The sequence below is a fragment of the Sulfitobacter aestuariivivens genome, from assembly GCF_014763045.1.
Lineage (GTDB): Bacteria > Pseudomonadota > Alphaproteobacteria > Rhodobacterales > Rhodobacteraceae > Sulfitobacter > Sulfitobacter aestuariivivens.
Genome location: NZ_JACTAG010000002.1, coordinates 284,212 through 307,924, shown reverse-complemented (window position 1 = coordinate 307,924; position 23,713 = coordinate 284,212). Strand labels below are relative to the sequence as shown.

The following is a 23,713-nucleotide window of genomic DNA, read 5'->3' as shown; positions in this document are numbered from 1 at the left end:
GTCATTCCACCAGTTCGGTTTTGACCTCTGATGAACGCTCCAGCGTGCGGTGGACGGGGCATTTGTCGGCAATCTCTAGCAGGCGCTGGCGCTGCTCGGCGTCCAGATCACCCTCAAGCCGGATGCGGCGGCGCCAGACGTCAATCTTGTCGCCGCTGCCGGTTTCCGCGTCCTGCGCGTGCACCTTGTCGTGGCAGATATCCACGCTCACATGGGTCAGGAGCCATTTCTTGCGCCGCGCGTACATGCGTATTGTCATTGACGTGCAGGCCCCCAATCCTGCGGACAGAAACCCGTAGGGGGTCATGCCGCGGTTGGTGCCGCCATAGGCCTCGGGTTCGTCCGCGAGCGTATGGTGGCTGGGCCCGGCATTGACGTCCTGCAAATAGCCATCGGGGTCTGCTTCGGCCACCCGCACGATGCCCTCGGGCGCACCGGGGGGCGGGGCGGGTGGTTTCAGGGGCAGATACCGCGTGGCCCAGGTGGCGATCACATCTGCCGCATATTCGGCGTCTGACGCGCGAGTGATCAGGTGGTCCGCGTCATCCAGTGTGACAAAGCTTTTGGGATGTTTCGCGGCAAGGAAGATCTGGCTTGCGTTGTCGATACTGACGATGGCGTCCTGGGGGGCATGCAGGACAAGCAGGGCCGCTTTGAGCTTGCCGATGGCCGGCGTCAGTTCGCCTGCAGCCACATCTTCGATGAATTGCTTACCAATGCGAATGGGGCGTCCGCCAAGGCTGACCTCGCCCACACCCTTTGAGATGATTTCGGGCAGGGCGTCGGCGAAGTTGTGGGTCACATGTTCGGGATCAAACGGTGCGCCAAGGGTGGCGACGGCCTTGATCTGGTCAATCTGCGCAGCGGCCTTGAGCACCGCAGCACCGCCCAGCGAATGCCCGATCAGCAGGCTGGGTGGCATGTCGCGTTCGTCAAGATAGCGGCAGGCGGCGATCAGATCATCGACGTTTGACGTGAAGGAGGTGTTCGAAAACTCGCCCTCAGAATGGCCCAATCCGGTGAAATCGAACCGCAGCACGGCGATGCCCATGCCAGCAAGACGCGCGGCGATGCGTCGGGCTGCCGGGATATCCTTGCCACAGGTGAAACAATGCGCAAAGAGCGCGGTTGCCAGATGCGGGCCCTCGGGCAGATCAAGGCGCGCGGCCAGCGTATCGCCATTGTGGCCGGGGAATGTGATGCGCTCTGTGGGCATGGCGCTCTCCTTGTGCGGTATGTCACAAGGGTGGGGCCTGAGCGGGCGGGATACAAGGCGTATGTCCGGCTTTTCACGTGGGCGTGACAGCGGGTGTGGGCGCGTGTAGCACGTGCCCTGCAATCAATCGAAAAGGTGTGCCATGGCGGAAGATTATTTCAAGGACCTCCAGCCGGCGACGCTTGCGGCGCACGCCGCTGGCGCAGGCGACGACACCACTGGCGGTGTCGTGCCCGGTGTGCATATGGCAACAACCTTTGCCCGCGATGCGACCTATCAGCCGCTGGTCGGTGAGAACACTTATGTGCGGTACCACAACGAGAATGTCCGCATTGCCGAAGCCCTGATCACAGCGCTGGAGAAAGCGGGGGACAGTCTGTTGTTTCCTTCCGGGATGGCGGCGGTGGCGGCGGTATTCCGAACCGTGCCCAATGGTGCAACCGTGCTGGTGCAACAGCAGATCTATTGGGGCACGACCCAGTGGATCAGGGATTTCTGCACGCGGCGCGAGATTACTCTGGTGGAGGTTGAAGCCAGTGATCTGACCGCGTTTCGCGCAGCCTGCACCAGGCACAAACCGACGTTGATCTGGGTGGAAACCCCATCAAATCCCTGGCTGCGGATCACCGATATCGCTGCCGTGTCAGAAACTGCACATGCAGCGGGCGCCACGCTTGTGGTGGACAGCACCGCCGCCACGCCGGTTTTGTCCCAACCGCTGAGCCATGGTGCAGATCTCGTGATGCATTCGGCGACCAAGGCGATGAACGGGCATTCGGATGTGCTGGCGGGTGTGCTGTCTGTTGCGGACCGTGAAAGTGCTGTCTGGCAAGCGATTGTGACCGACCGGAATACTGCCGGTGCCGTGTTGGGGCCGATGGAGGCGTGGTTGCTGACCAGAGGCCTGCGTACCCTGCCGTTGCGGGTGCGGGAAATGTCGCGCAACGCAATGGCGGTTGCCGAATTTCTGGCGGACCATCCGAAGGTCAGTACAGTGATGTATCCCGGTCTTGCCACTGATCCCGGTCACGACCTTGCGGCGCGGCAGATGACCGGCGGCTTTGGCGGGCTTTTGTCCTTTGTGGTGCAGGGCGGTGCGGCAGAGGCGCTGAATGTCGCGGGGCGGTTGCGGCTGTTTCTGCGCGCGACCTCGTTGGGGGGCGTGGAAAGCCTTGTGGAACACCGCCACACGATCGAGCCGCACACAGGGATACCGGAGGGCTTGTTACGATTGTCGGTCGGGATCGAGGATGTGGGCGATTTGATTGCTGATCTGGGGCAGGCTCTGGGGCAGTGAGGGGTAAGGCGGAAGACGTGCGGCGGGGCGCATGAAAGCTGCCCGGTGTTCTTGGCGGAATTGACAAGCGCACAAATAGTGACTGTGATCGACTTTATGGAAACAGCGCCCGACGTGCGAAGACTGACGGCTGTCTTGATGGCAGATATCGTCGGGTATTCAGCCCTTATGGGCGCTGATCAAAACGCCACGATGGATGCGCTCAGGCAGCTGCGCGGCGGCCTCTTCAACCCGATTGTGGATCAGCACCGAGGCAGCATCACCAAGAGTATGGGCGATGGCTGGCTGGTCGAATTTCCATCCATTTCGGATGCCGTGGCATGTGCTGTTGCCATTCAAACCAGCCTGATCGATCACGAAACGATCAGGCTGCGCATGGGCATTCATATCGGCGAGGTCGTCTTTGAAGCAGGCGACGTGTTCGGCGATGGCGTGAATGTCGCCGCGCGCCTGGAAGCATTGGCCGAACCGGGTCAGGTTCTGATCTCGGATACCGCAGTGAACAGTCTGGATCAGAAAACGGCCGCGCTGTTTCAGGGCGGCACGGCGCAAAAACTGAAGAACATCGAACGCCCGGTCGGTGTCTGGAGCTGGCCCGAACACCAGCCCTTCAAGGCCACGACCGATACCAAAGCGAGCGGTTCGGCTGAAAGACCTGCGATTGCGGTTCTGGCCTTTGACAATCTGTCGGGCGACCGGGAGCAGGAGTACTTTTCCGACGGGATCACCGAAGACATCATCACTGACCTGTCGAAGGTGGGCAGCCTGCTGGTCATCTCGCGAAACTCGAGCTTTGTTTACAAGGGCAAGACACCGGATATCCGGCAGGTCGGTCGTGAGCTGGGGGTGAGCCACGTGCTGGAAGGCTCCATTCGCCGCGCGGCAGACCGCATTCGCGTCAATGCCCAGCTGATCGACACGCAGACTGGCGCGCATCTTTGGGCCGAGCGCTATGATCGCAAGATTTCCGATATCTTTGCTGTTCAGGATGAGCTGACGCGGTGCATCGTCGATGCGCTTAAGCTCAAGCTGACAACAGCGGAACACAAGCGCATCGGGGCGGTGCCAACCGCCAACCCGCAGGCGCACGACCTGTTCCTGAGAGGTCGCGAGGCCGTGCTCAGCAGCGCCAATACCAAAGAGATGTTCGAATTGGCGTTGCGGTGTTTTAACCGCGCGATCGAGCTCGATCCCGACTATGCAGAGCCTTATGCGGGTCTTGGCCATGCCTATACCCGTGAGTTTCAGAACAAATGGCTGGGTATTCCAAACAGTCTTGAGCATTCGCAACGTTTTGTTGACACGGCGCTGCAGAAAGACCCGGAAATGCCCTATGCGCATTATCTGAACGGCATCAACAAGTTCTGGCGCGGCGAACAGGCAGCATCGCATGCCGCCATTGAGCGGGCGCTGTCGCTGAACCCGAATTATGCGATGGCGATTGGCATGCGCGGGATCAATGCGGTCAATTCAGGAACGCCGCTTGACGGTATTCCTGATCTGGAGCGCGCTTTACAACTGGAGCCGCGAGCAGGCCACCTTTACACGCATTTCATGGGTATGGCGTATTTGCTGGCCCAGGATTTCGATACCGCCATCGCCCGCTTTACCGAGCGGATAGAGGCGTCGCCGGGCACCGATCTGAGCCGTGGCTTGATGATCTCTGCGCTTGGACATCTTGGACGCGTGGAGGACGCCAGAAAGATGCGCGATGAGCTGCGCGGCATCAATCCGGACTATTCCTTCTCGGAGCATGTTGGACGGCTGCCGCTGACGGACGCTTCTGTGACGGACATGCTTTTGGATGGATATGCCAAAGCCGGGTTGGACGATTGAACTGTCTTCAGTATATGCCGAAACACGACAGTTTTGGGTCAGTCTTGACCCATCAAGGCAGGATCGAACGGATACTTTGAGAGGTTTTCAAACCCGTCCTCGGTCACCAGAACCTGATCTTCCAGCTTGATGGAAAAATCACCATCCTCCGGCGATGCGAGCACCTCGACGCAAAGCACCATGCCTGCCTCCAGCGGATAGTCATAGGCCCCTTCAACGGCCTGATCAGGATAGGCGACCAGCGGCCATTCATCGCACAGGCCCACACCGTGCATCAGGCAGCCGTATTTCTGCTTTTGCAGATTGTCGTCCAGCACATGGGTGCCCGCCGTCAATTCCGGGATCATCACACCGGGTTTGAGCATTTCCATGTTGGTCTGAATGTGCTCAACCGCGTGCTGCATGGTATAGATCATATCCGGGCGCGGTTTCTGGTCGCCGATCCACCAGGTGCGCGAGATATCAACACAGATGCCGTAGCTGCCGACAAGATCCGTATCGAAAGCAATGATTTCATTGTTCTGGATGATCCGGCCCCCGCATTCCTGAAACCACGGATTGGTACGCGGGCCGGAGGTTAGCAGCCGGGTCTCAAGCCATTCGCCACCGCGCTTGATGTTTTCGGCGTGCAGGACGGCCCAGACATCGTCTTCGGACACGCCGCCCTTGGGCACGTCGGCGCGGGCAAAATCTTCCATTCTGCGCATGGCGACTTCGCAGGCGTGCGAGGCACAGCGCATGGCGAGGATTTCGTCAGGGCCTTTCACGGAGCGGGCCTTTTCAGTGACCTCTTCGCCGTCCATGATCTCGAACCCCTGACGCTCGAGGCTGCGCAGGCCGTGCATCATGATCTTGTCAGCGGCAAGACGCCGGTTGCCACCGCCGTGGTGCGCGATCAGATCCTTGATTTCGATCGCGAGACGGTCGGCGGCGTCGCCGACCTTGTCGCCCCGATCAAAATAGAACAGGTCCGCGCCTGAGCGTTGTTCACGTACCAGGGGATTGAATTCGCTCAGGAAAGGCGAATTTTTGTAATCCCACATCACCATGTAGCCATCGGCGCAGAGAAGCACGGCGCGGAAAGGGTTGTGGGTGTTCCACAGCTGCATGTTTGTGCTGTCCGTGGCGTAGCGGATGTTCAGCGGGTCGGTCATCAACAGACCGCCATAATCGCGTTCGACGATGTGGCGTGTCAGGCGTTCCCACCTGTAGCGCCGCATGGCATCGAGGTTGGGCAGGACCAGACCGGCGGTTTCCCATTCGTCAAAAGCGAGCCGCGTGGGCCCGATTTCAACGCGGTCCATGTCATTGGGTGAGCCGTCTGGCAGGGTCGTGCCAAAGCGCGGGTCGATCTTGCGGGTATCGCGATAGTGGTGGTTCATGGTCATATCCGTTGAGCTGGAACCAGATTGTGCTGAAAAATTGCGCTTTGGTTGAACGATTGCGACCATCGGGGGTGTCGTTTTTGATCGCGTGATCCTAGTCTTTGGCGATGACCCTGATCTTGCAGAACGATTTGCCGGACGCCCAGAGGGGCCCTTCGCGGTTGCCGGGGATTGCCCCTTGCGCGCCGGACGACTGGTTGCGGGTGGATGAGGCCTATGCCGCACAGATGGGCTATCGCGCGGCGCTGCTTGCTGAACGACGCGAGGACGTGATTTGGTGTGACCCTGCGGCAATGAGCGCCGCACAGGAGGTGCTGAAAGAGGCGCTGATGCTGTTGCCGGGTCTCGGGTTTCGTGTGGATGGGAGCGCCGTGCACCGGCCCGACGGGCAAAGGATCAAGGTCGATTTCGATGCGCCTTTGAACACCCTGGGGCAGCTGGTTCAGGAGGACATCTGCATCCTTGAAAAACGCGGCGATCAGCACGTGCTGACCGGTGCAGTGGTGTGCTTTCCGGCGAACTGGCGGTTGGCGGACAAGGTCGGACGGCCCCTGACGGATATTCATGTTCCAGTCGAGGATTATGACACAGATATTGCGCGGCGGGTTCAGCGGCTGTTTGACGGGGTGCAGGCGGGTCGGCCACTGTGGCGGTTCAACAAACTGCAGTATCGCAACCCTGACCTGCATCAGCCACGGCGCATTACGGATGTCGATGACGGGACATTCGTCCGCTCGGAACGGCAGTGTATTGTACGTATGCCGCAAAGCCAGGCGGTGGTGTTTTCGATCCATACCTGGGTGGTGCGGGGTGCGGAGCCTCCCCCCGCTGTTTAGAACGGGGGGAAGGGTTTAGTGTTGGTCCAACACCAGATGGGGCTGTCCATCTGACGTCTTTTGCGCTGTGTGTCCGGCCGTATTGACGGTCGCGTTGACCTGCCTGCGGAAAGCGCTGAACTGGTCCGAGGTGACCACATCGATCGCCTCGTCAAAGCGCAAGGTCAGAGACCAGAAACCTGCGGACGACTGGCGCGCGGCCTTGACCACGCCTTTGAAAGGGTGACCCAGATAGCGCCCGGTCACCCGCATGCCGGGGGCCCAACCGGGGGTGAAGCGTGCGGCCTTTGCGCTTAGCGTGTTCCAGTCGCGCGCACCCCATTGATGGGCGATGGTTTCCAGCGCCTCGGCGTGGGTGAGGGTCTGGCCACGGGCGGACAGGTCTTTGCGCAAGGCTTTGGCCTGCGCCTTGAGCACATCAGTGGTGGGAAGAGGGGTCGTCATGTCAAACACTCCTGCTCTCGCTGGATGTTGAAGGGGGTCCGCGTTGCCCATCAATCGCGAGATTGAAGGATCGTGTCTGAAAGTTCAGGACTTCACCGGAATGCGGACGGCAGGGGCCTGACCCTAGGACGTGCAGATAGGGGGCGCGATGTGGTTCTGCAAGAGCCGGGTGTGGTGCGCAGGCGCACTGTTGCATTTAGGTATTTTCAAAAGGGTGAAAGGGGAAGGATGCGCCCGGATATCCGGGCGCATCGTCCGGGATTACCCGTCTATTTGGGCGGCCATGATTGCGATCGCCTTTTGATACACGCCAGCGGCATTCCATTGCTTGATGACACGAAAGTTGGGCTGGCCTTCCTGATATCCCGCGCCGGGCTTCCACCCTTTGCGGCGCAGGAAATTGGCAGTGGAGGCCATCGCGTCGGCCTGATTGTAGAGATCGACGCGCCCGTCGCCATTTGCATCCACACCATATTGCAGCGCGTTGCCCGGCAGGAACTGGGTATGGCCCAGTTCACCGTGTTTGGCCCCCTTGGTGTTGATTGTGATCGAGCCCTGATCGACCAACTTAAGGGCCCCGATTGCATGGGGCACAAAGAACGCGGAGCGGCGGCAGTCGTAGGCAAGCGTGGTGATCGCCGACACCACGGATGAATTGCCCATGAAACCGCCAAACCCGGTCTCCATCCCGTGGATCGCCAAAAGAACACCGGCAGGCACGCCGTATTGCTGTTGTAGTGTCTGGTAGAAGCCGGGGTTGCGGGCCTTGCGCTTGCGTCCCTGGGACACGATCGTATTGGCGCCGCGCACCTGCATGAACTTGTCGAGCGAGTATTTGAAGGATTTCTGATTGCGGTCCGCCTGGATTGTGCCGCTGGCATATTGCGCATTGGCCAGTGCCTGCAGGCCGCGGTCCCGTACACCGGCGGCCTTTGCTTCGGCTGCAAAGGCAACTTTCCAGTTGGCAAAGCCGCCTGCGTTATTGCCGCAAGGCGCCGCATAGGCGGGGGCGGCAAATGCCGCGCAGGCGACAAGTGAAAGCGCGATGGACTTTAAATTCTTCATTGTGAAACCTCCGACTGATGACCTGATCAGAGGGTAGTATGCCCAAACGCCCGTGCAAAGGGAAAGCGTACAGTCATTTTCCCCATGGGCCGCGAAACGGCTATTTATCAGTTTGAAAGCACCTGAGATGTCAGGATGTGCGCCATCGCAAAGGGATTGTCTGTCGGTCGATCCATGGCTTCCCATGCGTAAACCATCCCGCCTGCCATCACGAAAACCATCATGATCGGTGTTACCAGCATGGATCCCAGATTGCGTTCACGGCGTACGCGGTGTTTGCGCGCGCCCTTCTTGGCCGCGGTGTTGATTCGAGCAACGCGGTCGGCGAATACAGTTTCGTTGGTCATCGTTACACATTCCTGTTGATTGACAGACCTATGCGTTATGACGACCAAAAGAGGAGGAACTGAGGCGGCATCACGCATCAATTGGGGCAATTTTGTGCGGCGCGTCGCGGGCCCGGATCCACCCAAACGCGCGGATGGCTCATGATCGCACGGGCAGCCCGACGCAAAAAGGGCGCCCCCGGCAGGGAGCGCCCCCGATCTTCTAGCAGGAAGATCAGCAGGAGTAATACATACCAAACTCGACCGGGTGGGGTGTGTGCTCGTAAGTTTCGATCTCTTCCATCTTCAGATCGATATAGCCCTCGATCTGGTCACGGGTGAACACGTCACCGGCCAGCAGGAAGTCCATATCTGCCTGCAGCTCTTCCATGGCTTCGCGCAGGCTGCCACAGACGGTAGGGATGCCGGCCAGCTCTTCTGCGGGCAGGTCATAGAGGTTCTTGTCCATCGCCTCGCCCGGATCGATCTTGTTCTTGATGCCATCAAGACCGGCCATAAGCAGGGCCGCAAAGCACAGGTAGGGGTTTGCGGCGGGGTCGGGGAAACGGGCCTCGACACGCTTGGCCTTGGGGCTTTCTGTCCATGGGATGCGGACACAGCCCGAACGGTTGCGCGCGGAATAGGCGCGCAGTACGGGGGCCTCAAAACCCGGGATCAGGCGCTTGTAGCTGTTCGTCGCCGGGTTGGTGAAGGCATTGAGCGCCTTGGCGTGGGTCAGGATACCGCCGATGTACCACAGGGCTTCCTGAGACAGATCGGCGTATTTGTCGCCTGCGAACAAAGGCTTGCCGTCCTTCCAGATCGACATGTTCACGTGCATGCCGGTGCCGTTGTCGCCCGCGATGGGTTTGGGCATGAAGGTGGCGGACTTGCCATAGGCATGCGCCACGTTGTGGATCACATACTTGTACTTCTGCAGCTCATCAGCCTGCTTGGTCAGGCTGTCAAAGATCAGACCCAGTTCGTGCTGGCACGACGCAACCTCGTGGTGGTGCTTATCCACTTTCATGCCCAGACGCTTCATGGTCGACAGCATCTCGGAACGCAGATCCTGGCTTTCGTCCGTGGGGTTGACGGGAAAGTAGCCGCCCTTGACGCCAGGGCGATGGCCCATGTTGCCCATTTCGTAGTCGGTGTCAGTGTTCCAGGACGCATCAGAGGCGTCGACCTCATAAGACACCTTGTTGATGGAGTTTGAGAACTTTACGTCGTCAAAGAGGAAAAACTCAGCCTCTGGACCCATAAAGGCCTGATCTCCGATGCCGGAGGATTTGAGGTAGGCCTCGGCCTTTTGCGCCGTGCCGCGTGGGTCGCGCTCATAGGCTTCGCCCGTGTCGGGTTCGACAACAGAACAGTGCACGCAAAGCGTTTTTTCGGCATAGAAGGGGTCGATATACCCGCTCTCGGTGTCGGGCATCAGCTTCATGTCTGAGGCTTCGATGCTTTTCCAGCCAGCGATGGATGAACCGTCGAACATGAACCCTTCGTCAAGGAAATCTTCGTCCACCAGATCGCTCATCACCGTAACATGCTGCAGCTTGCCGCGGGGGTCGGTGAAACGGATATCGACATAATCGATGTCCTCGTCCTTGATCTTTTTCAGGAAGTCTTTGGTGCTCATGTTGGCAGTCCTTCGTGTCTGATTTCATGCTGCGGTTTGGCTGGCAGCCTGACAGGGGTGGCAAAAGTCCGGGCGCAGGGCCCGCACGGTGGTGTCAAAGGGCGTCCGATCCGGTCTCGCCGGTACGAATGCGGATGGTCTGTTCGATGGTGGAGACAAAGATCTTGCCGTCTCCGATTTTTTCCGTCTTGGCGGCGTCGACGATGGCCTCGATGGCCGCGTCCACCTGATCGTCGTCCAGCACCACTTCGATTTTTACCTTGGGCAGGAAATCAACGACATATTCTGCGCCGCGATAAAGCTCCGTATGGCCTTTCTGGCGACCAAAGCCTTTTACCTCGATGACGCTGAGGCCCTGAACGCCGACGTCCTGCAACGCCTCTTTTACTTCATCAAGCTTGAAGGGTTTGATGATGGCTTCGATTTTTTTCATGGCTAGGCTCCCGGATGCGCGACGCGCGCTCTTGTCGCGTCTTTTCATTTTGCCGGTGCAGGGTCTATGAAAGCGGGATAAACTGGGGCTACGCGGTCATCTGTTTTGAAGGTGTCGCGCAAAAACTGTGCGGGCCGCCCAATTTTTAGGCGAAAGTGAATCGAGGGATGGATGAGCGAAACCATTACCGTCGCCGAGATGCGCGCGTTGGAACGTCGGGCCATCGAATCCGGTGCTGTCACCGGACAAGAACTGATGGAGCGTGCGGGGCGGGGTGTGGTCGCGGCCATGTTCACTACATGGCCGGACCTTGGGGACGCAGAACGACGGGCCGTTGTGCTGTGCGGACCGGGCAATAACGGCGGCGATGGGTTCGTTGTGGCCAGGCTGCTGGCGGCCCGAGGGCTCAAGATCACGACAGTGCTTTGTGGCGATCCGGCGAGATTGCCACCGGACGCGCGCGGCAACTATGATGCTCTGTCCACAAAGATATCACGGTTTGATGCGGCCCGCCCATTCCTGGACCCCTTGCCTGATATAGTGATCGATGCAGTCTTTGGCATCGGCCTCGCGCGCCCGATTGAAGGGCCGCTTGCGGCTTTGCTGAAATCCCTGTCAGACACGCCGCAAACCCTGCGCACCGTTGCCATTGATATCCCTTCCGGACTGGACGCCGAAACCGGTCAGATCCTGGGCCACGCGATGCCCTGCGACCTGACGGTCACATTCCATCAGCCGAAACCGGGGCATCTCATCGGCGAGGGTCCGGCTTATTGTGGCAAGCTCGTTGTCGAGGATATTGGCCTGCACCCTTTCAATGTTCCCCAAATATGCCCGCCGGAGGCCTGAAATCTCTTCTGCCCGACATATCACCCGCAACACGCTTGACCTTCTTGCGCTGCAAAAGCCTCAGGGTCACAAATATGACCATGGGCATGCGCTGGTCCTGACGGGCGGCCCTGGCCAGACAGGCGCTGCGCGGCTTGCGGCGAGGGCGGCGCTCAGAATCGGCGCCGGTGCGGTCAGCCTTGGCGTCCCGCCCGCGGCACAGATGGAGGTGGCGGTGCAGATCACAGCGATCATGCTGCGCCGGGTGGCGGATGAAGACGCGCTTTGCGAGATCCTGCAGGATCGGCGGATCAACGCGATGTGTCTTGGGCCAGCGCTGGGCACCTCAGAGGACAAGGCCGCATTGATCGCGCGCGCACTGAAAAGCGGCCGCGCCTGCGTGCTGGACGCTGATGCGCTGACCCATCTGGGATCAAACCCTTGGCTTTTTGATCTGCTGCATGACACCTGCGTTCTGACCCCACATGCAGGTGAGTTTCTGCGCATTTTTCCGGATATATCAATCAGCACACCAGAGACGGGCGTGAAACATGCGTCAGACCGGGCGGGCTGCACCGTCCTTCTGAAGGGCGCGCAGACGACCATCGGATGCCCGGATGGATCCGTCTCCGTCCATCAGGCAACGGGTACGCGGGCGGTCCCCTGGCTCGCGACGGCAGGAGCGGGTGATGTGCTGGCGGGGATTATCACCGGTCTATTGGCGCGCGGCATGGACCCGCTGAAGGCCGCCGAAACGGCCACGTTCCTTCACGTTGAATGTGCAAGGCAGATAGGCCCCGGGCTCATTGCAGAGGACCTGTCAGAGGTGCTGCCAGCAGTGTTGCGCGACCTGCTGAGCTAGGCTGCGTGCAGGACAGTACCGCGGGCCCGGGACGCGTCTGCTGTGCCCAGTTCAAGCCCTTCGGCATAAAGGATATGCGGACCATCGCAGAAAATCTGGTAGAGGGTCGTTTTCATCAATCCCAGATCGGTAATGAATTCACCGTCAACAAGCGCGCGCGCAGCGACCAGGGCCCGCTCTGAGTTGAAAAGTGCCCGTGCGCGCCAGTCGCGGATCAGCACCATCTGATCGCCGGCCAGCATCGCGTCACGTTCTGGCCGGGTATGACCAAGCGACCCCGCCGCAAGGGAAATTGTCTGGATGCTCCGCGTGCTGCGCTGGATGTGTATCACCTTGGACAGACCTGTATCCCGGGTGATCAGCTTGTCACCCACGCTCAGGTATTCCACCGGAATTTCGCCGTCTTGTGACAGTAAGGATGTGCCATGCAGCAGTCCTGTATCGACGGCGGCATATGGCGTAAATTGGCCCGCAAGACGATCATTGCCGTCTACGCGCCCGACCGTGTTCGGTTTCATGGGCGTCTCTTTCTTGTCTAACCTGCCTCAGGTTATGGGGAATGTATGCGAAGAACTCCTTAATGTCTTGTGCTTTTTACGCTCGCCAAGACAGATGTGGTTTGCTAGTCAGCCGCCAGTTGCGCAAGATACGGCGACAATGCGGGTGTGGCGGAATTGGTAGACGCACCAGATTTAGGTTCTGGCGCCGCAAGGCGTGGGGGTTCAAGTCCCTTCACCCGCACCACCATTTTCAAAATAGTTGCCATCTTTAAGAAGAGCTGGATGATCACACCGGTCTTGGCGCGGTCTCATGACCATCTGGAATTCAGAGTCGCGCAGGGGTGAACAACAGCTTTACATAGGACCTGCACAAAAGGACTTGCTGCGCCGAGAGTTTCGGATCGCGGAAGGCCTTTTGCAGGACAATCCCGCCCTCGACCGCGCATGTCACCATGTCGGCCAGCGCGGTCATTTCGACAGCGTCGCGGGGAGGATAGGTTTCGGCAACCTCGGAAAACAAGGCATGAAAGCGTTCCCGCCATCCCTCGACGCCGCGTCGATTCATTTCATGGACGTCGCGGTCAAAGAGCCTGTCCTGATAGGCGAATGTCGCCACAAGGCAGCCCGGGTGGCCATCTTCCATGTTGTCCAGAACCTCGGCGAGCAGTTTCAGCGTGATCAAGGAAACCTGAAGAGGATCGTCCGACAATTCCCGTGCACGTGCGATGAGGCCATCAAAGAGGGCGTCGTCCTCGGCGATGTAGCGTTCGATCAGCGCCCGGGCCAGCGCGCTCTTATCGGAAAAATGATAGAAAAAACCGCCCTTGGTGATTTCCGCTGCCGTGACGATTTCTTCGATCGAGGTTGCATCGAATCCTTTCGCGAGAATGGCGTCCTGCGCGATGTCCATGATGCGCTTTCGCGTGCCGCCTTTTGCAGCCATCGTGATCACTCCCTGTACCAGCGGTGCAGTTGACCGCTATGCGCCCGCCTTGATCCATCGGTCCGCCCGTGTCGATGAAACGGGCAAGTCTTTAATAAAAAAAGATAATTCCAGAATTCGGCGTCACCTTACCACGGGTTGACTAGGCTTTGAAGCACACGGTGCGGCACAAATGCGCCAGGATTTGAATTCTTGGAGATATAGAAATGGACCGCCTTGAGAGACTGTTGAACGACGACCGCGCCTGGATGGCAGATTTTGGAATTGAAACCGCGATGATCTTTCACGAGGGGCTGGATCTTCCGCACTTTGCGGCTTTCACGCTTTACGGTCGCCCCGAGGGTCGTCAGGCACTGGGCCGCGCGGCTGAACGGTCCTTTGCCGTTGCGAAAGAGGCTGGAACGGGTCTGGTTCTGGATGCCGAAACCTGGAGGGCAAATCTGCCATGGGGTGCCGTCATGGACCTTGGGCGCGATGAGATTGCCGCGATCAACGCGCAGGCAGTGACATACGCCCGGATGTGGCGGGACCAAAACGAGACGGCGCAGACGCCTGTTGCCGTCAACGGCGTATTGGGCCCGCTGGGCGATGGATACGTGCCCGAGACCGCACCGGATGCGGATGAGGCGACAATGGATTATCTGACATCCGCCCGCGCGATCGCAGTGGCGGGTGCAGACCTCGCCAGCGCCATCACGATGACCTCTTCGGCAGAGGCAACCGGCGCCGCGCGCGCGATGCGGGATGCGGGGCTGGCGCATGCGATCTGCTTCACGGTCGAGACCGACGGACGCCTGCCTTCGGGCGAAACAGTTGGCGCGGCGATAGATGCCGTCGATGCCGAGCAGACCGAGCCGCTTTTCTACGGGATCAATTGCGCGCACCCGGCACATTTCGCGGATGCGCTCGATATCCCGCAGGCGCGCAAGATCGGCATGATTCGGGCCAATGCCTCGCGGTTGTCGCATGTCGAACTCGATGCAATGGACACCCTTGATGCGGGTGACCCCGAGGAATGGGGACAGCTTTGCGCAGGTCTGGCCCAGATGATGCCGTGGCTTCGGCTGATCGGCGGCTGCTGCGGCACGGATCATCGCCATCTCGGCTGCGCCGCCCGCTGTCTGCATGGCCAGAAAAATGTCGCCGCGTGACGCAATTTCGCAGGGCAATTGCCCTGAATTCCGTGCTGACAACACTTTGGAAAGGGATCTCTTCCAATGAGCGATCTGAAACCTGATACGACAAACCAAATTCGACCCGCCACGTTGCGGGACGCAGTCCTGCTTGCACAACTTGCGGATCTCGCGGGCGAGGGACTGCCCGCTTATCTGTGGTCCCAGCTAACTGTCGGAGATCAGACCCCGCTGGAGGTCGGCATTCAGCGCGCGGTGCGCGACGACGGAAGTTTTTCCTGGCGCAATGCGCAGGTCGCATGGCTTGGGGGCAAGGCCGTCGGCACTGTTATCGATTACGATCTCGATGCCGCCGAATTGCCGGGGAGCGAGGTGCCTGAATATCTGCATCCGCTTTGCGCGCTTGAACTTTCCGCTGTCGGCAGCCGCTACATAAACATTCTTGCGGTCTTGCCTGAGATGAGGCGTCAAGGCGTCGCGCGCGCGCTGATCGAACACGTCGCGGCCCGGACCGATCGAGATCTGACCCTGATTGTCAGGTCAGGGAACGCGCCTGCGCTCGCGTTCTATGAAAGCGAAGGATTTGATCAGGAAAAGGCGATCCCGGTGGGGCGCGGCGGGCCGTGTGACCTGACGGGGCGCTGGTGTCTGATGCGCCGTCCGTCAGGATCGCGGGTGATCAGTGAAAACCAGAATACGGTCGATCGCCGCAGGATACCTGCATGACCGATCTGGAGTATGAGATGATGCGCGCAGGTGCCGCAGGGATGCTGTGGAAGGAGCAAGAGATGCTAATCAGAGCGGCGCAGGATGATGCCGTTGATTTGCGGATCGTGCGTCAGAGTGATGTGTTCACCTCACGTCTGCGAGGGTTCTTGCAATGGATTCGGCGTGCGGACGCGCGCGCCGACGCCCCTCCTGGTCAGATGGGCTGATGAGTCCCATGAGCATTTTTGTTGACACGTGCGCCTTTGGGCGTGCAGCGTTGTCTCCATTGGATTGTTTGAGAACCGCAAATGCTTGACCATTGCATCAGAATAGATCTGGGGCGCCGATCTACCGGCTGCGATCTGGTCGTGCATACACGCCTCGGCTTGTAAGCGCTCTCCAGCTTGGCTCCGGAGATCCGGGTGCCAATGATCATTCCTCTTTCACGGTCTCTTTCACATGCAACATGCCAGCGGGCATCGCCTTGCCATCGATATTGGCGGAACATTCACCGACACGGTTCTTGTTGATGCACAGGGTGCAGTTCTTGCAACCAGCAAGACGCCCACAACCCCGGCGAAACCAGCACGCGGGGCGCTTGAGGGCGCCACGCGCGTCCTGGCCGAAACCGGCTGCGGCTGGTCACAGATCGGCGGGTTTATTCACGGCACCACTTTGGCAACAAATGCCCTGATAGAGCGACGCGGGGCCGTCGTTGCGACCATAACAACCGCCGGGTTCCGCGATATCCTGCAGATCGGTTACGAGAGGCGCTACAGCCAATATGACATCAATCTGGTCAAACCCGACCTACTTGTGCCGCGCTCCCGGGCTTTTACCATTGCCGGGCGGATGACCTCTGATGGTGTGGAACGCGCGCATCTGGACGAAGCTGCTGTGGCTGCGCTGGTGGATGGTCTGGTCGGCTGCGGAGCTCAGGCGGTGGCGATCTGCCTGATGCACAGCTACGCCAATCCAGCGCATGAAATCCGTCTGGGCGAGATGTTGCGCGAAGCCCTGCCTGATCTGGTGATCTCGCTGTCGCATGACGTCAGCCCGGAGGCGCGTGAGTTTGACCGCCTGTCGACCACGATCGCAAATGCGTACATTCAGCCTTTGATGGCCCAGTACCTGACCGACTTTCAGACGCGGTTCTCTGAAAACGGGCTGACGTGCCCCATTCTGATGATGACCGCTGGCGGCGGCATGACAACGATTGACATCGCCGCACGACTGCCGATCCGTCTGGTGGAAAGCGGGCCGGCCGGGGGCGCTATCCTGGCGGCGCGTATCGCGGCGGAAGTGGATGAAAGCGAGGTTTTGAGTTTTGACATGGGCGGGACAACGGCAAAGCTGTGCCTGATTGACGGGTTTCGCCCTCAGACCACCCGCAAGTTTGAGATTGCCAGGGCCGAAAGGTTCATCAAGGGATCCGGCATGCCAGTGCGCATTCCGGTGATCGAGATGATCGAGATCGGCGCGGGCGGCGGGTCTATCGCGCATGTGGATCGGCTTGGCCGGGTGCAGGTCGGGCCGGAAAGTGCGGGGTCCGAGCCGGGACCGGCCGCTTTTGCCAAGGGCGGCACCGCCCCGACGGTGACGGACGCGGATGTCATGCAAGGGTTGATCGACCCCGGCCTTTTTGCAGAGGGACGTCTTGAGATTGATGTCAAAGCGGCTGAGGCAGCGCTGATCAGGGATATCGGCGCGCCACTGGACCTTGACGCGGCTCAGGCTGCTCAGGGCATCAGCGAGATTGTCGACGAGAACATGGCCGGGGCCGGGCGGATGCATGCCGTTGAATCGGGCAAGGATCTGGGCGCGCGGCTGATGATCGCATTCGGCGGCAATGGACCGTTGCATGCAACGCGCGTGGCAAGGCGTGCGCAGGTGGAGCGCATTCTCATACCAAGGGATCCGGGAGTTGGATCGGCTGTCGGGTTTCTGTTTGCACCGGTATCGTTCGAGATTGTCCGCTCTCGTTACAGCACGCTGGACGCGTTGGACCTTGATGGGCTGAACACGTTTTTTCAGGGCATGATCGATGAGGCGCTGCAGGTGGTACAGGGGGCCGCGCCAGACGCGCGTCTTGTGAAACGGCGCGTGGCCTTCATGCGGTATCACGGTCAGGGGCATGAAATAGAAATCCCGCTGCCGGATGACGAACTTGCAGCGGCGGATATGCCCGCCCTGCGCGCCGCGTTTGAAGAGGAATACAGCCGTCAGTTCCGCCGTGCGGTACCTGGGATGACGATCGAGGTGCTGAACTGGGCGGTCACGGTTTCGACTGAACAAGCGGCGTTGTCGCGCCACGACGAACCAGGGCAGACACAGCGCGCTATGGCGACCGGTCATCGCCGCGTGCTTTGTGACGTGGATGGCGACTGGCGCGATGCCGAAATTTACATGCGCGCCGCGCTACGTCCGGGCGATCACCTTGCCGGGCCCTCTTTGATTATTGAGCCACAGACCACGACTTTCGTCAGCTCGGACTTTTCAGCACGCGTGGATGGTGGGGGCAACATCTGGCTTCAGCGTGAAAGGGAGAACAGGGATGGTTAAGCCCAACACCCGCCTGCAGGTCATGTGGAACCGGCTTCTTGCAGTCGTGGAAGAGCAGGGGCAGGCGCTGATCCGCGCGGCCTTTAGCCCCATCGTGCGCGAATGCGGTGACATCTCTGCCGGGATTTTTGATCTGCAGGGGCGGATGCTTGCACAAGCTGTCACGGGGACGCCGGGGCATATCAATACCATGGCAGAGGCGGTCAAAACTCTGCGCAATCGCTTTGAGATTCATCAGATGAAACCGGGCGATGTCTTTATGACAAATGATCCGTGGATCGCGTCCGGGCATCTGAACGATTTTCTGCTGATGATGCCGGTGTTCCATCGCGGTGCTGTTGTCGGTTTCACATCCTGCACCTCGCATCTTGTCGATCTGGGCGGCTTGGGCATGGGCCCCGAAGGGTCGGATATCTATGACGAGGGGCTGCTTATCCCGCCCTGCAAGTTGATGGATCAGGGCATCCTCAACACGTTGCTGATGGACATTGTCAAAGCCAACTCCCGCGAGCCCATCGCCAATGAGGGCGACATCTTTGCGCTGATTGCCTGTTGTGAAACCGGTGCTGTGCGCCTTGCAGGGATGATGGATGAGTTTGGTCTCGACCAGTTAGACGGGCTGGCCGATTACATCATTGAGACGTCTTACCGCGGCACACTTGATGCTATCGCGGAGCTTCCCCAGGGGACATGGCACAGTGTTCTGACGGTGGACGGGTATGAAAAAGAGATCGATCTGCATGCTGCGCTGACCATTGCTGAGGATCACATAACCCTCGATTTCGAAGGGACTTCTGGTCTGTCGGGCAAGGGCATCAACGTGCCGCTCAATTATGCCACAGCGTATTCCGTGTTTGCGCTGCGCTGTATCATCGGGCCGGACATCCCGAACAATGCAGGTTCGCTTGCGCCCTTTCGGGTCACTGCCCCTGAGGGATGCATCCTGAATGCACAGGCACCGGCACCGGTGGCGATGCGCCATACATTGGGGCAGATGACGCCTGATCTCGTTTATGGGTGTCTGTCGCAGGCTGTGCCGGACCTTGTGCCAGCCGAGGGCGCGTCGTGCATGTACGATCTGCCGCTGCGCCATGTTCCAGAGGCGGCAATGACAGGGTCCGGCCAATTCGCCCTTGAGTTGGTTTTCAATGGTGGTACCGGGGCGCGGCCGGGCCTGGATGGGCTGTCGGCGACGGCCTTTCCCTCCGGCGTCTGGGGGTCTCAGATCGAGACCTCCGAGGCGGTTGCGCCCCTTCTGTTCAACCGGCGCGAGTTGAGGGAAAACAGCGGTGGGCCGGGCCGTCATCGCGGCGGGCTGGGCCAGCGCATTGAGGTGCAGTCCGCAAGTGACGCGGATTTCATGGTGTTTCTGTCGGTCGAGCGCGTGCTTAACCCCGCAAAGGGCCGTCATGGCGGGCTTGCCGGGGCCGCAGGGCGTATCCGGATCGGGGCTGATGGCGCCGCCCTTGCGGGCAAGGGCGAGGTTCGCGTTGACGCTGGCAAAACGCTGATTTTCGAAACGCCGGGCGGTGGCGGATTTGGACCACCTGCCGAACGCAGCCATCAGGATGTTCAGCGAGACCTTGAAGAAGGGCTGATCAGCCAGGAAACTGCTCTCGACATCTATGGGACAACGCCATGAACGCAGACATTTCCCCCAACACCGCAATGACAGGCGTCGACGTGACGCGTGATGACGTGCCCTTTGGCGATTGCTTACCATTCGATTGGGGCCCTATGACCATTGCGGTAGAGGAGGATAGAGCATGAGCAGCTCGCGCGGGCGCGCCCGGTTTGGGGTGTTGGTTCCCTACACCAACACCAACCTTGAACCCGACATGACGCTGATGCGCCCTGAAGGCGTGTCACTGCATGTCGCCAGAATGGGCGGCTATGACCAGGACGAGGTGCCGGACCACAATCAGATGCACGGGCTGGGCGCCGCTGATCTGACCGAACCGCTGCGATTACTGCAGGCGGTGAACCCGGATGTGATCCTTTATGGCTGCACATCGGCCACGCTGACACATGGTCCGGCGTTTGACCGTTCGCTTGCGCAACAGATCAAACAGGAAAGCGGCGCAGAGACGGTGACAGCCGCCGGTGCCCTGGGGCACGCGCTGTCCGAACTGGGGATCGGCCGCATCGGATTTGCATCACCATACGTCGCTGCGATCAATGATATGGCGATCGACTTTCTGGCAGAGATTGGCATTGAGACCGTGAAAAGATCGGAAGTTGGTGCAGCATTGGATAACTACGGGCAGGGGGAGCTTACCCCTGAGGCGGTGTACGAATTGGGCAAAAAAGCCGATCACCCTGAAGCGGAGGCCATCGTGTTATCCTGCACGGACATGCGCAGCGTCGAGATCATTGCGCAGCTCGAAGCCAGGGTGGGCAAGCCGGTGATCACCTCCAATCAGGCGATGGTCTATCAGGGAATGCAATTGGCAGGTCTGAGCGAACCATTGGTTGGATTTGGCCAGTTGCTGGGGCGCGAACGGTAATGCGCTGCGATCATCTTTCAGATCAACCGCTTAACAGCGCAGGCGCCGCACGCCCGTTATCGGAGAATGACCATGGCTGAACGCCCGCGTATCGTCCTGAGCAATGATCGCACAGACGCCTTGGCACAGCAGTTGCTTGTGGCCTTTCCCACGGCCGATTTCCGCGTGTGCAACAGCTACGACGCCCTGCCATCGTTGATAGACAGCTATCACCCTCACGTCGTCTATTCGGTGCGTTTTGATGGCACGCAGGGTTTTCCCCGCGATGCGTTGTTCGGGTCGGGTGGTCCGGCATGGGTTGCCAACGGCGGGGCGGGTACCGATCACTATGGCGCATGGGACCCCGACAGAACGACCGTGACCAACACCGCCGGCGTGGCTGCAGATATGATGGCTGAGTACGTGTTTGGCGGGTTCCTCCATTTCACGCTGGATGTGATGGGCCTGCAAAAGGACAAGGCGGCAAAGCAGTGGAACAGCCGAACCGTTGCGCCGCTGTCCGGCAAGACACTTCTTATCGTCGGATTAGGCCACACGGGCCGGGCCGTTGCATCCCGTGCCAAGGCGTTTGGCATGACCGTTTGGGGCACACGCGCCAACCCAACCGCAATGGAACATGTGGACGAAGTTCACGCGGCGGGTGATCTGATCAGCCTTTTGCCGCGCGCGGATTTCATTGTTGTTTCAACGCCGCTTACCGCCGTAACAAGCGGCTTGATCGGGCCTGAGGCGTTCGGGGCGATGAAGCGCGGCGTCATCCTTGCTGACGTCTCTCGTGGCGGGGTTGTTGACCAATCCGGGCTTCTTGACGCGCTCAGGTCAGGCCTCGTGGCAGGTGCGGCTTTGGATGTATTCGAGACCGAGCCCTTGCCCGCGGATAATCCGCTGTGGGAGCTTGAAAATGTGCTCATCTCGCCGCATTGCTCTTCAGTCTATGAGGGTTGGGAGGCGGCATCGTTTGCCATGTTTCTCGAAAATCTTGCGCGTTGGACAAAAGGCGCGCCTTTGATGAATGTTGTGAGCCCGTCCCGGGGATATTGACGTTGCGCGCGATCCCCCGGCGGATCAGCGCGCCTTTTTTATCTCCGCACGCCTGACAGTCTGGAGGCTGAGAATCGACGTTGGTCCTCCCTTTGAAAACGACTGCTCGATAACAGATTGCCACCCTTTTCTGCGTGCTTTCGGCACAGAGTTTCGGATTCCAAAAACCCGCAGAAGCGCTATCCGAAGGGTAGGTTAAGATATTGATTTTAAGGGAAATTAGTAAATTGGCAGCCCGTAGGGGAATCGAACCCCTCTTTCCAGGTTGAAAACCTGGCGTCCTAACCGATAGACGAACGGGCCACGGGTCGTGAGCGGTTCATTAGGCAAAACCCTGCAGGCACGCAAGCGGAAATTTCGGCGCGGTGCCAAGAAAATTGGCCGACCTCAGGCCTGTGCGGCATCCTCCAGGCGCAACTGAACTGACTGCCGCCCGCGGTATGTGTTGATGTCGAGCCGTCCGGCAAGATGGAAGCGCGCGCCACCGTGGCTTTCCAGCGCCGGACCCAGCGCGCTGTCGTAGGCACCAAAAGCAATGGCATCCATTTGCGTGCCCAGGCCGTCGGTAAAGCTGAGTTTGAGGTGGGTCTCTCCGACGCGTTTGGCAAAGCGGATCTGCATGTCGGCAAAAACAAAGCGTGGCGCAGGGGCGGCGGAACCAAAAGGACCGGCTTCCTCAATTTGTCCGGTCAGTTCTATCGTTGCGGCGCCCGGCATCAAGAGACCGGTGACAGCAAGGTCGGAAGGTCCGGCCAGATGCGCGCCCTGTTTTGCCAACAACTCGCCCAGCCGGGCCATCGCGGCCTCAATCTTGTCTTCTGCGACAGTCAGGCCCGCAGCCATCTTGTGCCCGCCGCCCTTGATCAGCAATCCCTCTGACACCAGCCGCTGAATCGATGCACCCAGATCGATGCCACTCACCGAGCGGCCCGAGCCCTTGCCAACGCCATCCTCCAGCCCGATCACGATTGCGGGGCGATTGGCGGCTTCCTTGAGACGGGCGGCAACAATACCGACAACACCCGGGTGCCAGCCAGCGCCAGCGGCCCAGACCAGCGGCGCATCAAAGCCACGGGTTTCGGCCTGTGCAAGGGCCGCAGCACGCACTGTCGCCTCGACCTCGCGCCGGTCGGTATTGAGCTGGTCAAGGCGCTCAGCCAATGCTGCTGCCTCATGTGCGTTGTCGGTGGCAAGCAGCCGCGCGCCAAGATCTGCCTGACCAATCCGCCCGCCTGCGTTGATACGTGGCCCCAGAATATAGCCCAGGTGATAAGCCGTAGGGGCGGTATCCATGCGCGCCACATCCGCAAGGGCGGCGAGACCTGCACGCTCGCGGCGGGCCATCACGCGCAAGCCTTGGCGCACAAAGGCACGGTTGACACCTGTCAACGGGGCGACATCCGCGACGGTCGCCAGCGCCACAAGATCAAGCAGTGCCATCAGATCAGGCCCGGCGCGGCCCGCAGCCCGCATCTGGCGCCCAACCTCGACAAGCACCAAAAAGACCACGGCTGCTGCACACAGGTGGCTGCAGGCCCCGTCTTCATCCTGTCGGTTCGGGTTCACCACTGCCAGTGCATCGGGCAGTGTCTCACCGCCCAGATGGTGATCCAGCACAATCACATCCGCAGCCCGGGCCGCCTCAATAGGACCGTGCGACAGCGTTCCGCAATCGACGCAAACAATCAGGTCATGCTGGCGTGCAAGGTCCTGCATGGCCGCCTCGTTCGGGCCATAGCCCTCGTCGATGCGATCAGGCACATATAAGGTTGCCGCCATGCCCCGCTCGCGAAGCCAGATTTGCAACAGCGCCGCAGAACAGCCCCCGTCCACGTCATAGTCGGCAAAAATGGCAATCTGCTGGCCCCGATCGACAGCATCAAGAAAACGGCTGGCAGCTTTCTCCATGTCCTTGAGCGACCGTGGGTCCGGCAACAGATCGCGCAGCGAGGGGGTCAGAAAGCCTTCCGCCTCATCGGGCCCCACGCCACGTCGGGCAAGCACCTGACAGACGGCTTGCGGCAACCCGCTGCGCTGTACCAGCAACTCGGTGGCGCGCTCGACCTCAGCGCCGGGCCCCACCCAGCGTCGTCCGGTCAGACTGGCCTGAACCCCGAGAAAGCTCTCCACCTTTGGATTTCACCCTTTT

The 23,713-nt window shown here is 60.0% G+C and carries 22 protein-coding genes and 2 tRNA genes; 13 read left to right on the top strand and 11 right to left on the bottom strand.

Annotation, left to right across the window (positions count from 1 at the left end):
• Window position 1: 1 nt before the first annotated feature.
• A complete protein-coding gene (locus tag H9Q16_RS11300; RefSeq protein ID WP_191075535.1) occupies window positions 2-1,216 on the bottom strand; it encodes a bifunctional alpha/beta hydrolase/OsmC family protein in 1,215 nt (404 codons plus the stop codon).
• A 142-nt stretch (window positions 1,217-1,358) separates the two neighbouring features.
• Between H9Q16_RS11300 and H9Q16_RS11295 the strand changes: the two genes are divergently transcribed.
• A complete protein-coding gene (locus tag H9Q16_RS11295; RefSeq protein WP_191075534.1) occupies window positions 1,359-2,513 on the top strand; it encodes a trans-sulfuration enzyme family protein in 1,155 nt (384 codons plus the stop codon).
• 78 nt (window positions 2,514-2,591) lie between these two features.
• On the top strand, window positions 2,592-4,349 hold the full coding sequence (locus H9Q16_RS11290; RefSeq protein WP_216859405.1) for an adenylate/guanylate cyclase domain-containing protein: 1,758 nt from the start codon (window positions 2,592-2,594) through the stop codon (window positions 4,347-4,349).
• A 38-nt stretch (window positions 4,350-4,387) separates the two neighbouring features.
• On the opposite strand, the gene dddP is transcribed toward H9Q16_RS11290, so the two are convergent.
• The gene (gene dddP, locus H9Q16_RS11285) at window positions 4,388-5,731 is read right to left on the bottom strand and encodes a dimethylsulfonioproprionate lyase DddP (RefSeq protein WP_191075532.1); all 1,344 of its coding nucleotides are present in this window, start codon (window positions 5,729-5,731) and stop codon (window positions 4,388-4,390) included.
• A gap of 110 nt (window positions 5,732-5,841) precedes the next feature.
• On the opposite strand from dddP, the gene H9Q16_RS11280 reads away from it, so the two are divergent.
• On the top strand, window positions 5,842-6,570 hold the full coding sequence (locus H9Q16_RS11280; protein WP_191075531.1) for a heme-dependent oxidative N-demethylase family protein: 729 nt from the start codon (window positions 5,842-5,844) through the stop codon (window positions 6,568-6,570).
• A 15-nt stretch (window positions 6,571-6,585) separates the two neighbouring features.
• On the opposite strand, the gene H9Q16_RS11275 is transcribed toward H9Q16_RS11280, so the two are convergent.
• The 5 genes from H9Q16_RS11275 to H9Q16_RS11255 all read right to left on the bottom strand — a co-directional run bounded on the left by H9Q16_RS11275 (window position 6,586) and on the right by H9Q16_RS11255 (window position 10,480).
• Window positions 6,586-7,014, bottom strand: a complete 429-nt coding sequence (locus H9Q16_RS11275; protein WP_191075530.1) for a glyoxalase superfamily protein — start codon at window positions 7,012-7,014, stop codon at window positions 6,586-6,588.
• 261 nt (window positions 7,015-7,275) lie between these two features.
• On the bottom strand, window positions 7,276-8,079 hold the full coding sequence (locus H9Q16_RS11270; protein ID WP_191075529.1) for a lytic murein transglycosylase: 804 nt from the start codon (window positions 8,077-8,079) through the stop codon (window positions 7,276-7,278).
• Between the two features lie 107 nt (window positions 8,080-8,186).
• On the bottom strand, window positions 8,187-8,426 hold the full coding sequence (locus tag H9Q16_RS11265) for a hypothetical protein (RefSeq protein ID WP_191075528.1): 240 nt from the start codon (window positions 8,424-8,426) through the stop codon (window positions 8,187-8,189).
• A gap of 214 nt (window positions 8,427-8,640) precedes the next feature.
• Window positions 8,641-10,047, bottom strand: a complete 1,407-nt coding sequence (glnA, locus tag H9Q16_RS11260) for a type I glutamate--ammonia ligase (RefSeq protein ID WP_191075527.1) — start codon at window positions 10,045-10,047, stop codon at window positions 8,641-8,643.
• A 94-nt stretch (window positions 10,048-10,141) separates the two neighbouring features.
• Window positions 10,142-10,480 (bottom strand): P-II family nitrogen regulator, encoded by a 339-nt coding sequence (locus tag H9Q16_RS11255; RefSeq protein WP_191075526.1) that lies wholly within the window; start codon window positions 10,478-10,480, stop codon window positions 10,142-10,144.
• Between the two features lie 171 nt (window positions 10,481-10,651).
• Between H9Q16_RS11255 and H9Q16_RS20860 the strand changes: the two genes are divergently transcribed.
• Together H9Q16_RS20860 and H9Q16_RS20855 are read left to right on the top strand one after the other, a co-directional pair.
• On the top strand, window positions 10,652-11,329 hold the full coding sequence (locus H9Q16_RS20860; protein WP_191075525.1) for an NAD(P)H-hydrate epimerase: 678 nt from the start codon (window positions 10,652-10,654) through the stop codon (window positions 11,327-11,329).
• On the top strand, window positions 11,298-12,170 hold the full coding sequence (locus tag H9Q16_RS20855) for an NAD(P)H-hydrate dehydratase (RefSeq protein ID WP_191075524.1): 873 nt from the start codon (window positions 11,298-11,300) through the stop codon (window positions 12,168-12,170). Before H9Q16_RS20860 ends, H9Q16_RS20855 begins: the two co-directional genes overlap by 32 nt.
• Here H9Q16_RS20855 and H9Q16_RS11240 read toward each other — a convergent pair.
• Window positions 12,167-12,688 carry a Hint domain-containing protein gene (locus H9Q16_RS11240; RefSeq protein ID WP_191075523.1) on the bottom strand — a complete coding sequence of 174 codons (522 nt, stop codon included), beginning with the start codon at window positions 12,686-12,688 and terminating at the stop codon, window positions 12,167-12,169. The two genes, H9Q16_RS20855 and H9Q16_RS11240, sit on opposite strands and share 4 nt — an antisense overlap.
• A 141-nt stretch (window positions 12,689-12,829) precedes the next feature.
• On the opposite strand from H9Q16_RS11240, the gene H9Q16_RS11235 reads away from it, so the two are divergent.
• A tRNA-Leu gene (locus H9Q16_RS11235) sits at window positions 12,830-12,914 on the top strand.
• 81 nt (window positions 12,915-12,995) lie between these two features.
• Here H9Q16_RS11235 and H9Q16_RS11230 read toward each other — a convergent pair.
• Window positions 12,996-13,613, bottom strand: a complete 618-nt coding sequence (locus H9Q16_RS11230) for a TetR/AcrR family transcriptional regulator (protein ID WP_191075522.1) — start codon at window positions 13,611-13,613, stop codon at window positions 12,996-12,998.
• Between the two features lie 248 nt (window positions 13,614-13,861).
• Between H9Q16_RS11230 and H9Q16_RS11225 the strand changes: the two genes are divergently transcribed.
• From H9Q16_RS11225 to H9Q16_RS11195, 7 genes are all read left to right on the top strand, one after another.
• A complete protein-coding gene (locus H9Q16_RS11225; RefSeq protein ID WP_216859404.1) occupies window positions 13,862-14,764 on the top strand; it encodes a homocysteine S-methyltransferase family protein in 903 nt (300 codons plus the stop codon).
• 66 nt (window positions 14,765-14,830) lie between these two features.
• Window positions 14,831-15,472 (top strand): GNAT family N-acetyltransferase, encoded by a 642-nt coding sequence (locus tag H9Q16_RS11220; protein ID WP_191075520.1) that lies wholly within the window; start codon window positions 14,831-14,833, stop codon window positions 15,470-15,472.
• Window positions 15,469-15,681 carry a hypothetical protein gene (locus H9Q16_RS11215; protein ID WP_191075519.1) on the top strand — a complete coding sequence of 71 codons (213 nt, stop codon included), beginning with the start codon at window positions 15,469-15,471 and terminating at the stop codon, window positions 15,679-15,681. Before H9Q16_RS11220 ends, H9Q16_RS11215 begins: the two co-directional genes overlap by 4 nt.
• 232 nt (window positions 15,682-15,913) lie before the next feature.
• Window positions 15,914-18,016, top strand: coding sequence for a hydantoinase/oxoprolinase family protein (locus tag H9Q16_RS11210; RefSeq protein WP_191075518.1), 2,103 nt, complete (start codon window positions 15,914-15,916; stop codon window positions 18,014-18,016).
• Window positions 18,009-19,658, top strand: coding sequence for a hydantoinase B/oxoprolinase family protein (locus tag H9Q16_RS11205; RefSeq protein WP_191075517.1), 1,650 nt, complete (start codon window positions 18,009-18,011; stop codon window positions 19,656-19,658). The genes H9Q16_RS11210 and H9Q16_RS11205 overlap by 8 nt, the downstream gene beginning before the upstream one ends.
• Window positions 19,659-19,782: 124 nt before the next feature.
• The gene (locus H9Q16_RS11200) at window positions 19,783-20,523 is read left to right on the top strand and encodes a maleate cis-trans isomerase family protein (RefSeq protein ID WP_191075516.1); all 741 of its coding nucleotides are present in this window, start codon (window positions 19,783-19,785) and stop codon (window positions 20,521-20,523) included.
• A 72-nt stretch (window positions 20,524-20,595) separates the two neighbouring features.
• On the top strand, window positions 20,596-21,564 hold the full coding sequence (locus H9Q16_RS11195) for a D-2-hydroxyacid dehydrogenase (protein ID WP_191075515.1): 969 nt from the start codon (window positions 20,596-20,598) through the stop codon (window positions 21,562-21,564).
• Window positions 21,565-21,792: 228 nt separating this feature from the next.
• Here H9Q16_RS11195 and H9Q16_RS11190 read toward each other — a convergent pair.
• Window positions 21,793-21,867 (bottom strand) — tRNA-Glu (locus H9Q16_RS11190).
• Between the two features lie 84 nt (window positions 21,868-21,951).
• Window positions 21,952-23,694: a single-stranded-DNA-specific exonuclease RecJ gene (gene recJ, locus H9Q16_RS11185; protein ID WP_191075514.1), complete on the bottom strand. Its 1,743-nt coding sequence runs from the start codon at window positions 23,692-23,694 to the stop codon at window positions 21,952-21,954.
• Window positions 23,695-23,713: the final 19 nt, after the last annotated feature.

Coding starts and splice junctions, on each gene's coding strand:
- H9Q16_RS11300 (WP_191075535.1), bottom strand. CDS start 1,216: ATGCCCACAGAGCGCATCACATTCCCCGGCCACAATGGCGATACGCTG.
- H9Q16_RS11295 (WP_191075534.1), top strand. CDS start 1,359: ATGGCGGAAGATTATTTCAAGGACCTCCAGCCGGCGACGCTTGCGGCG.
- dddP (WP_191075532.1), bottom strand. CDS start 5,731: ATGAACCACCACTATCGCGATACCCGCAAGATCGACCCGCGCTTTGGC.
- H9Q16_RS11280 (WP_191075531.1), top strand. CDS start 5,842: ATGACCCTGATCTTGCAGAACGATTTGCCGGACGCCCAGAGGGGCCCT.
- H9Q16_RS11275 (WP_191075530.1), bottom strand. CDS start 7,014: ATGACGACCCCTCTTCCCACCACTGATGTGCTCAAGGCGCAGGCCAAA.
- H9Q16_RS11270 (WP_191075529.1), bottom strand. CDS start 8,079: ATGAAGAATTTAAAGTCCATCGCGCTTTCACTTGTCGCCTGCGCGGCA.
- H9Q16_RS11265 (WP_191075528.1), bottom strand. CDS start 8,426: ATGACCAACGAAACTGTATTCGCCGACCGCGTTGCTCGAATCAACACC.
- glnA (WP_191075527.1), bottom strand. CDS start 10,047: ATGAGCACCAAAGACTTCCTGAAAAAGATCAAGGACGAGGACATCGAT.
- H9Q16_RS11255 (WP_191075526.1), bottom strand. CDS start 10,480: ATGAAAAAAATCGAAGCCATCATCAAACCCTTCAAGCTTGATGAAGTA.
- H9Q16_RS20860 (WP_191075525.1), top strand. CDS start 10,652: ATGAGCGAAACCATTACCGTCGCCGAGATGCGCGCGTTGGAACGTCGG.
- H9Q16_RS20855 (WP_191075524.1), top strand. CDS start 11,298: ATGTTCCCCAAATATGCCCGCCGGAGGCCTGAAATCTCTTCTGCCCGA.
- H9Q16_RS11240 (WP_191075523.1), bottom strand. CDS start 12,688: ATGAAACCGAACACGGTCGGGCGCGTAGACGGCAATGATCGTCTTGCG.
- H9Q16_RS11230 (WP_191075522.1), bottom strand. CDS start 13,613: ATGGCTGCAAAAGGCGGCACGCGAAAGCGCATCATGGACATCGCGCAG.
- H9Q16_RS11225 (WP_216859404.1), top strand. CDS start 13,862: ATGGCAGATTTTGGAATTGAAACCGCGATGATCTTTCACGAGGGGCTG.
- H9Q16_RS11220 (WP_191075520.1), top strand. CDS start 14,831: ATGAGCGATCTGAAACCTGATACGACAAACCAAATTCGACCCGCCACG.
- H9Q16_RS11215 (WP_191075519.1), top strand. CDS start 15,469: ATGACCGATCTGGAGTATGAGATGATGCGCGCAGGTGCCGCAGGGATG.
- H9Q16_RS11210 (WP_191075518.1), top strand. CDS start 15,914: ATGCAACATGCCAGCGGGCATCGCCTTGCCATCGATATTGGCGGAACA.
- H9Q16_RS11205 (WP_191075517.1), top strand. CDS start 18,009: ATGGTTAAGCCCAACACCCGCCTGCAGGTCATGTGGAACCGGCTTCTT.
- H9Q16_RS11200 (WP_191075516.1), top strand. CDS start 19,783: ATGAGCAGCTCGCGCGGGCGCGCCCGGTTTGGGGTGTTGGTTCCCTAC.
- H9Q16_RS11195 (WP_191075515.1), top strand. CDS start 20,596: ATGGCTGAACGCCCGCGTATCGTCCTGAGCAATGATCGCACAGACGCC.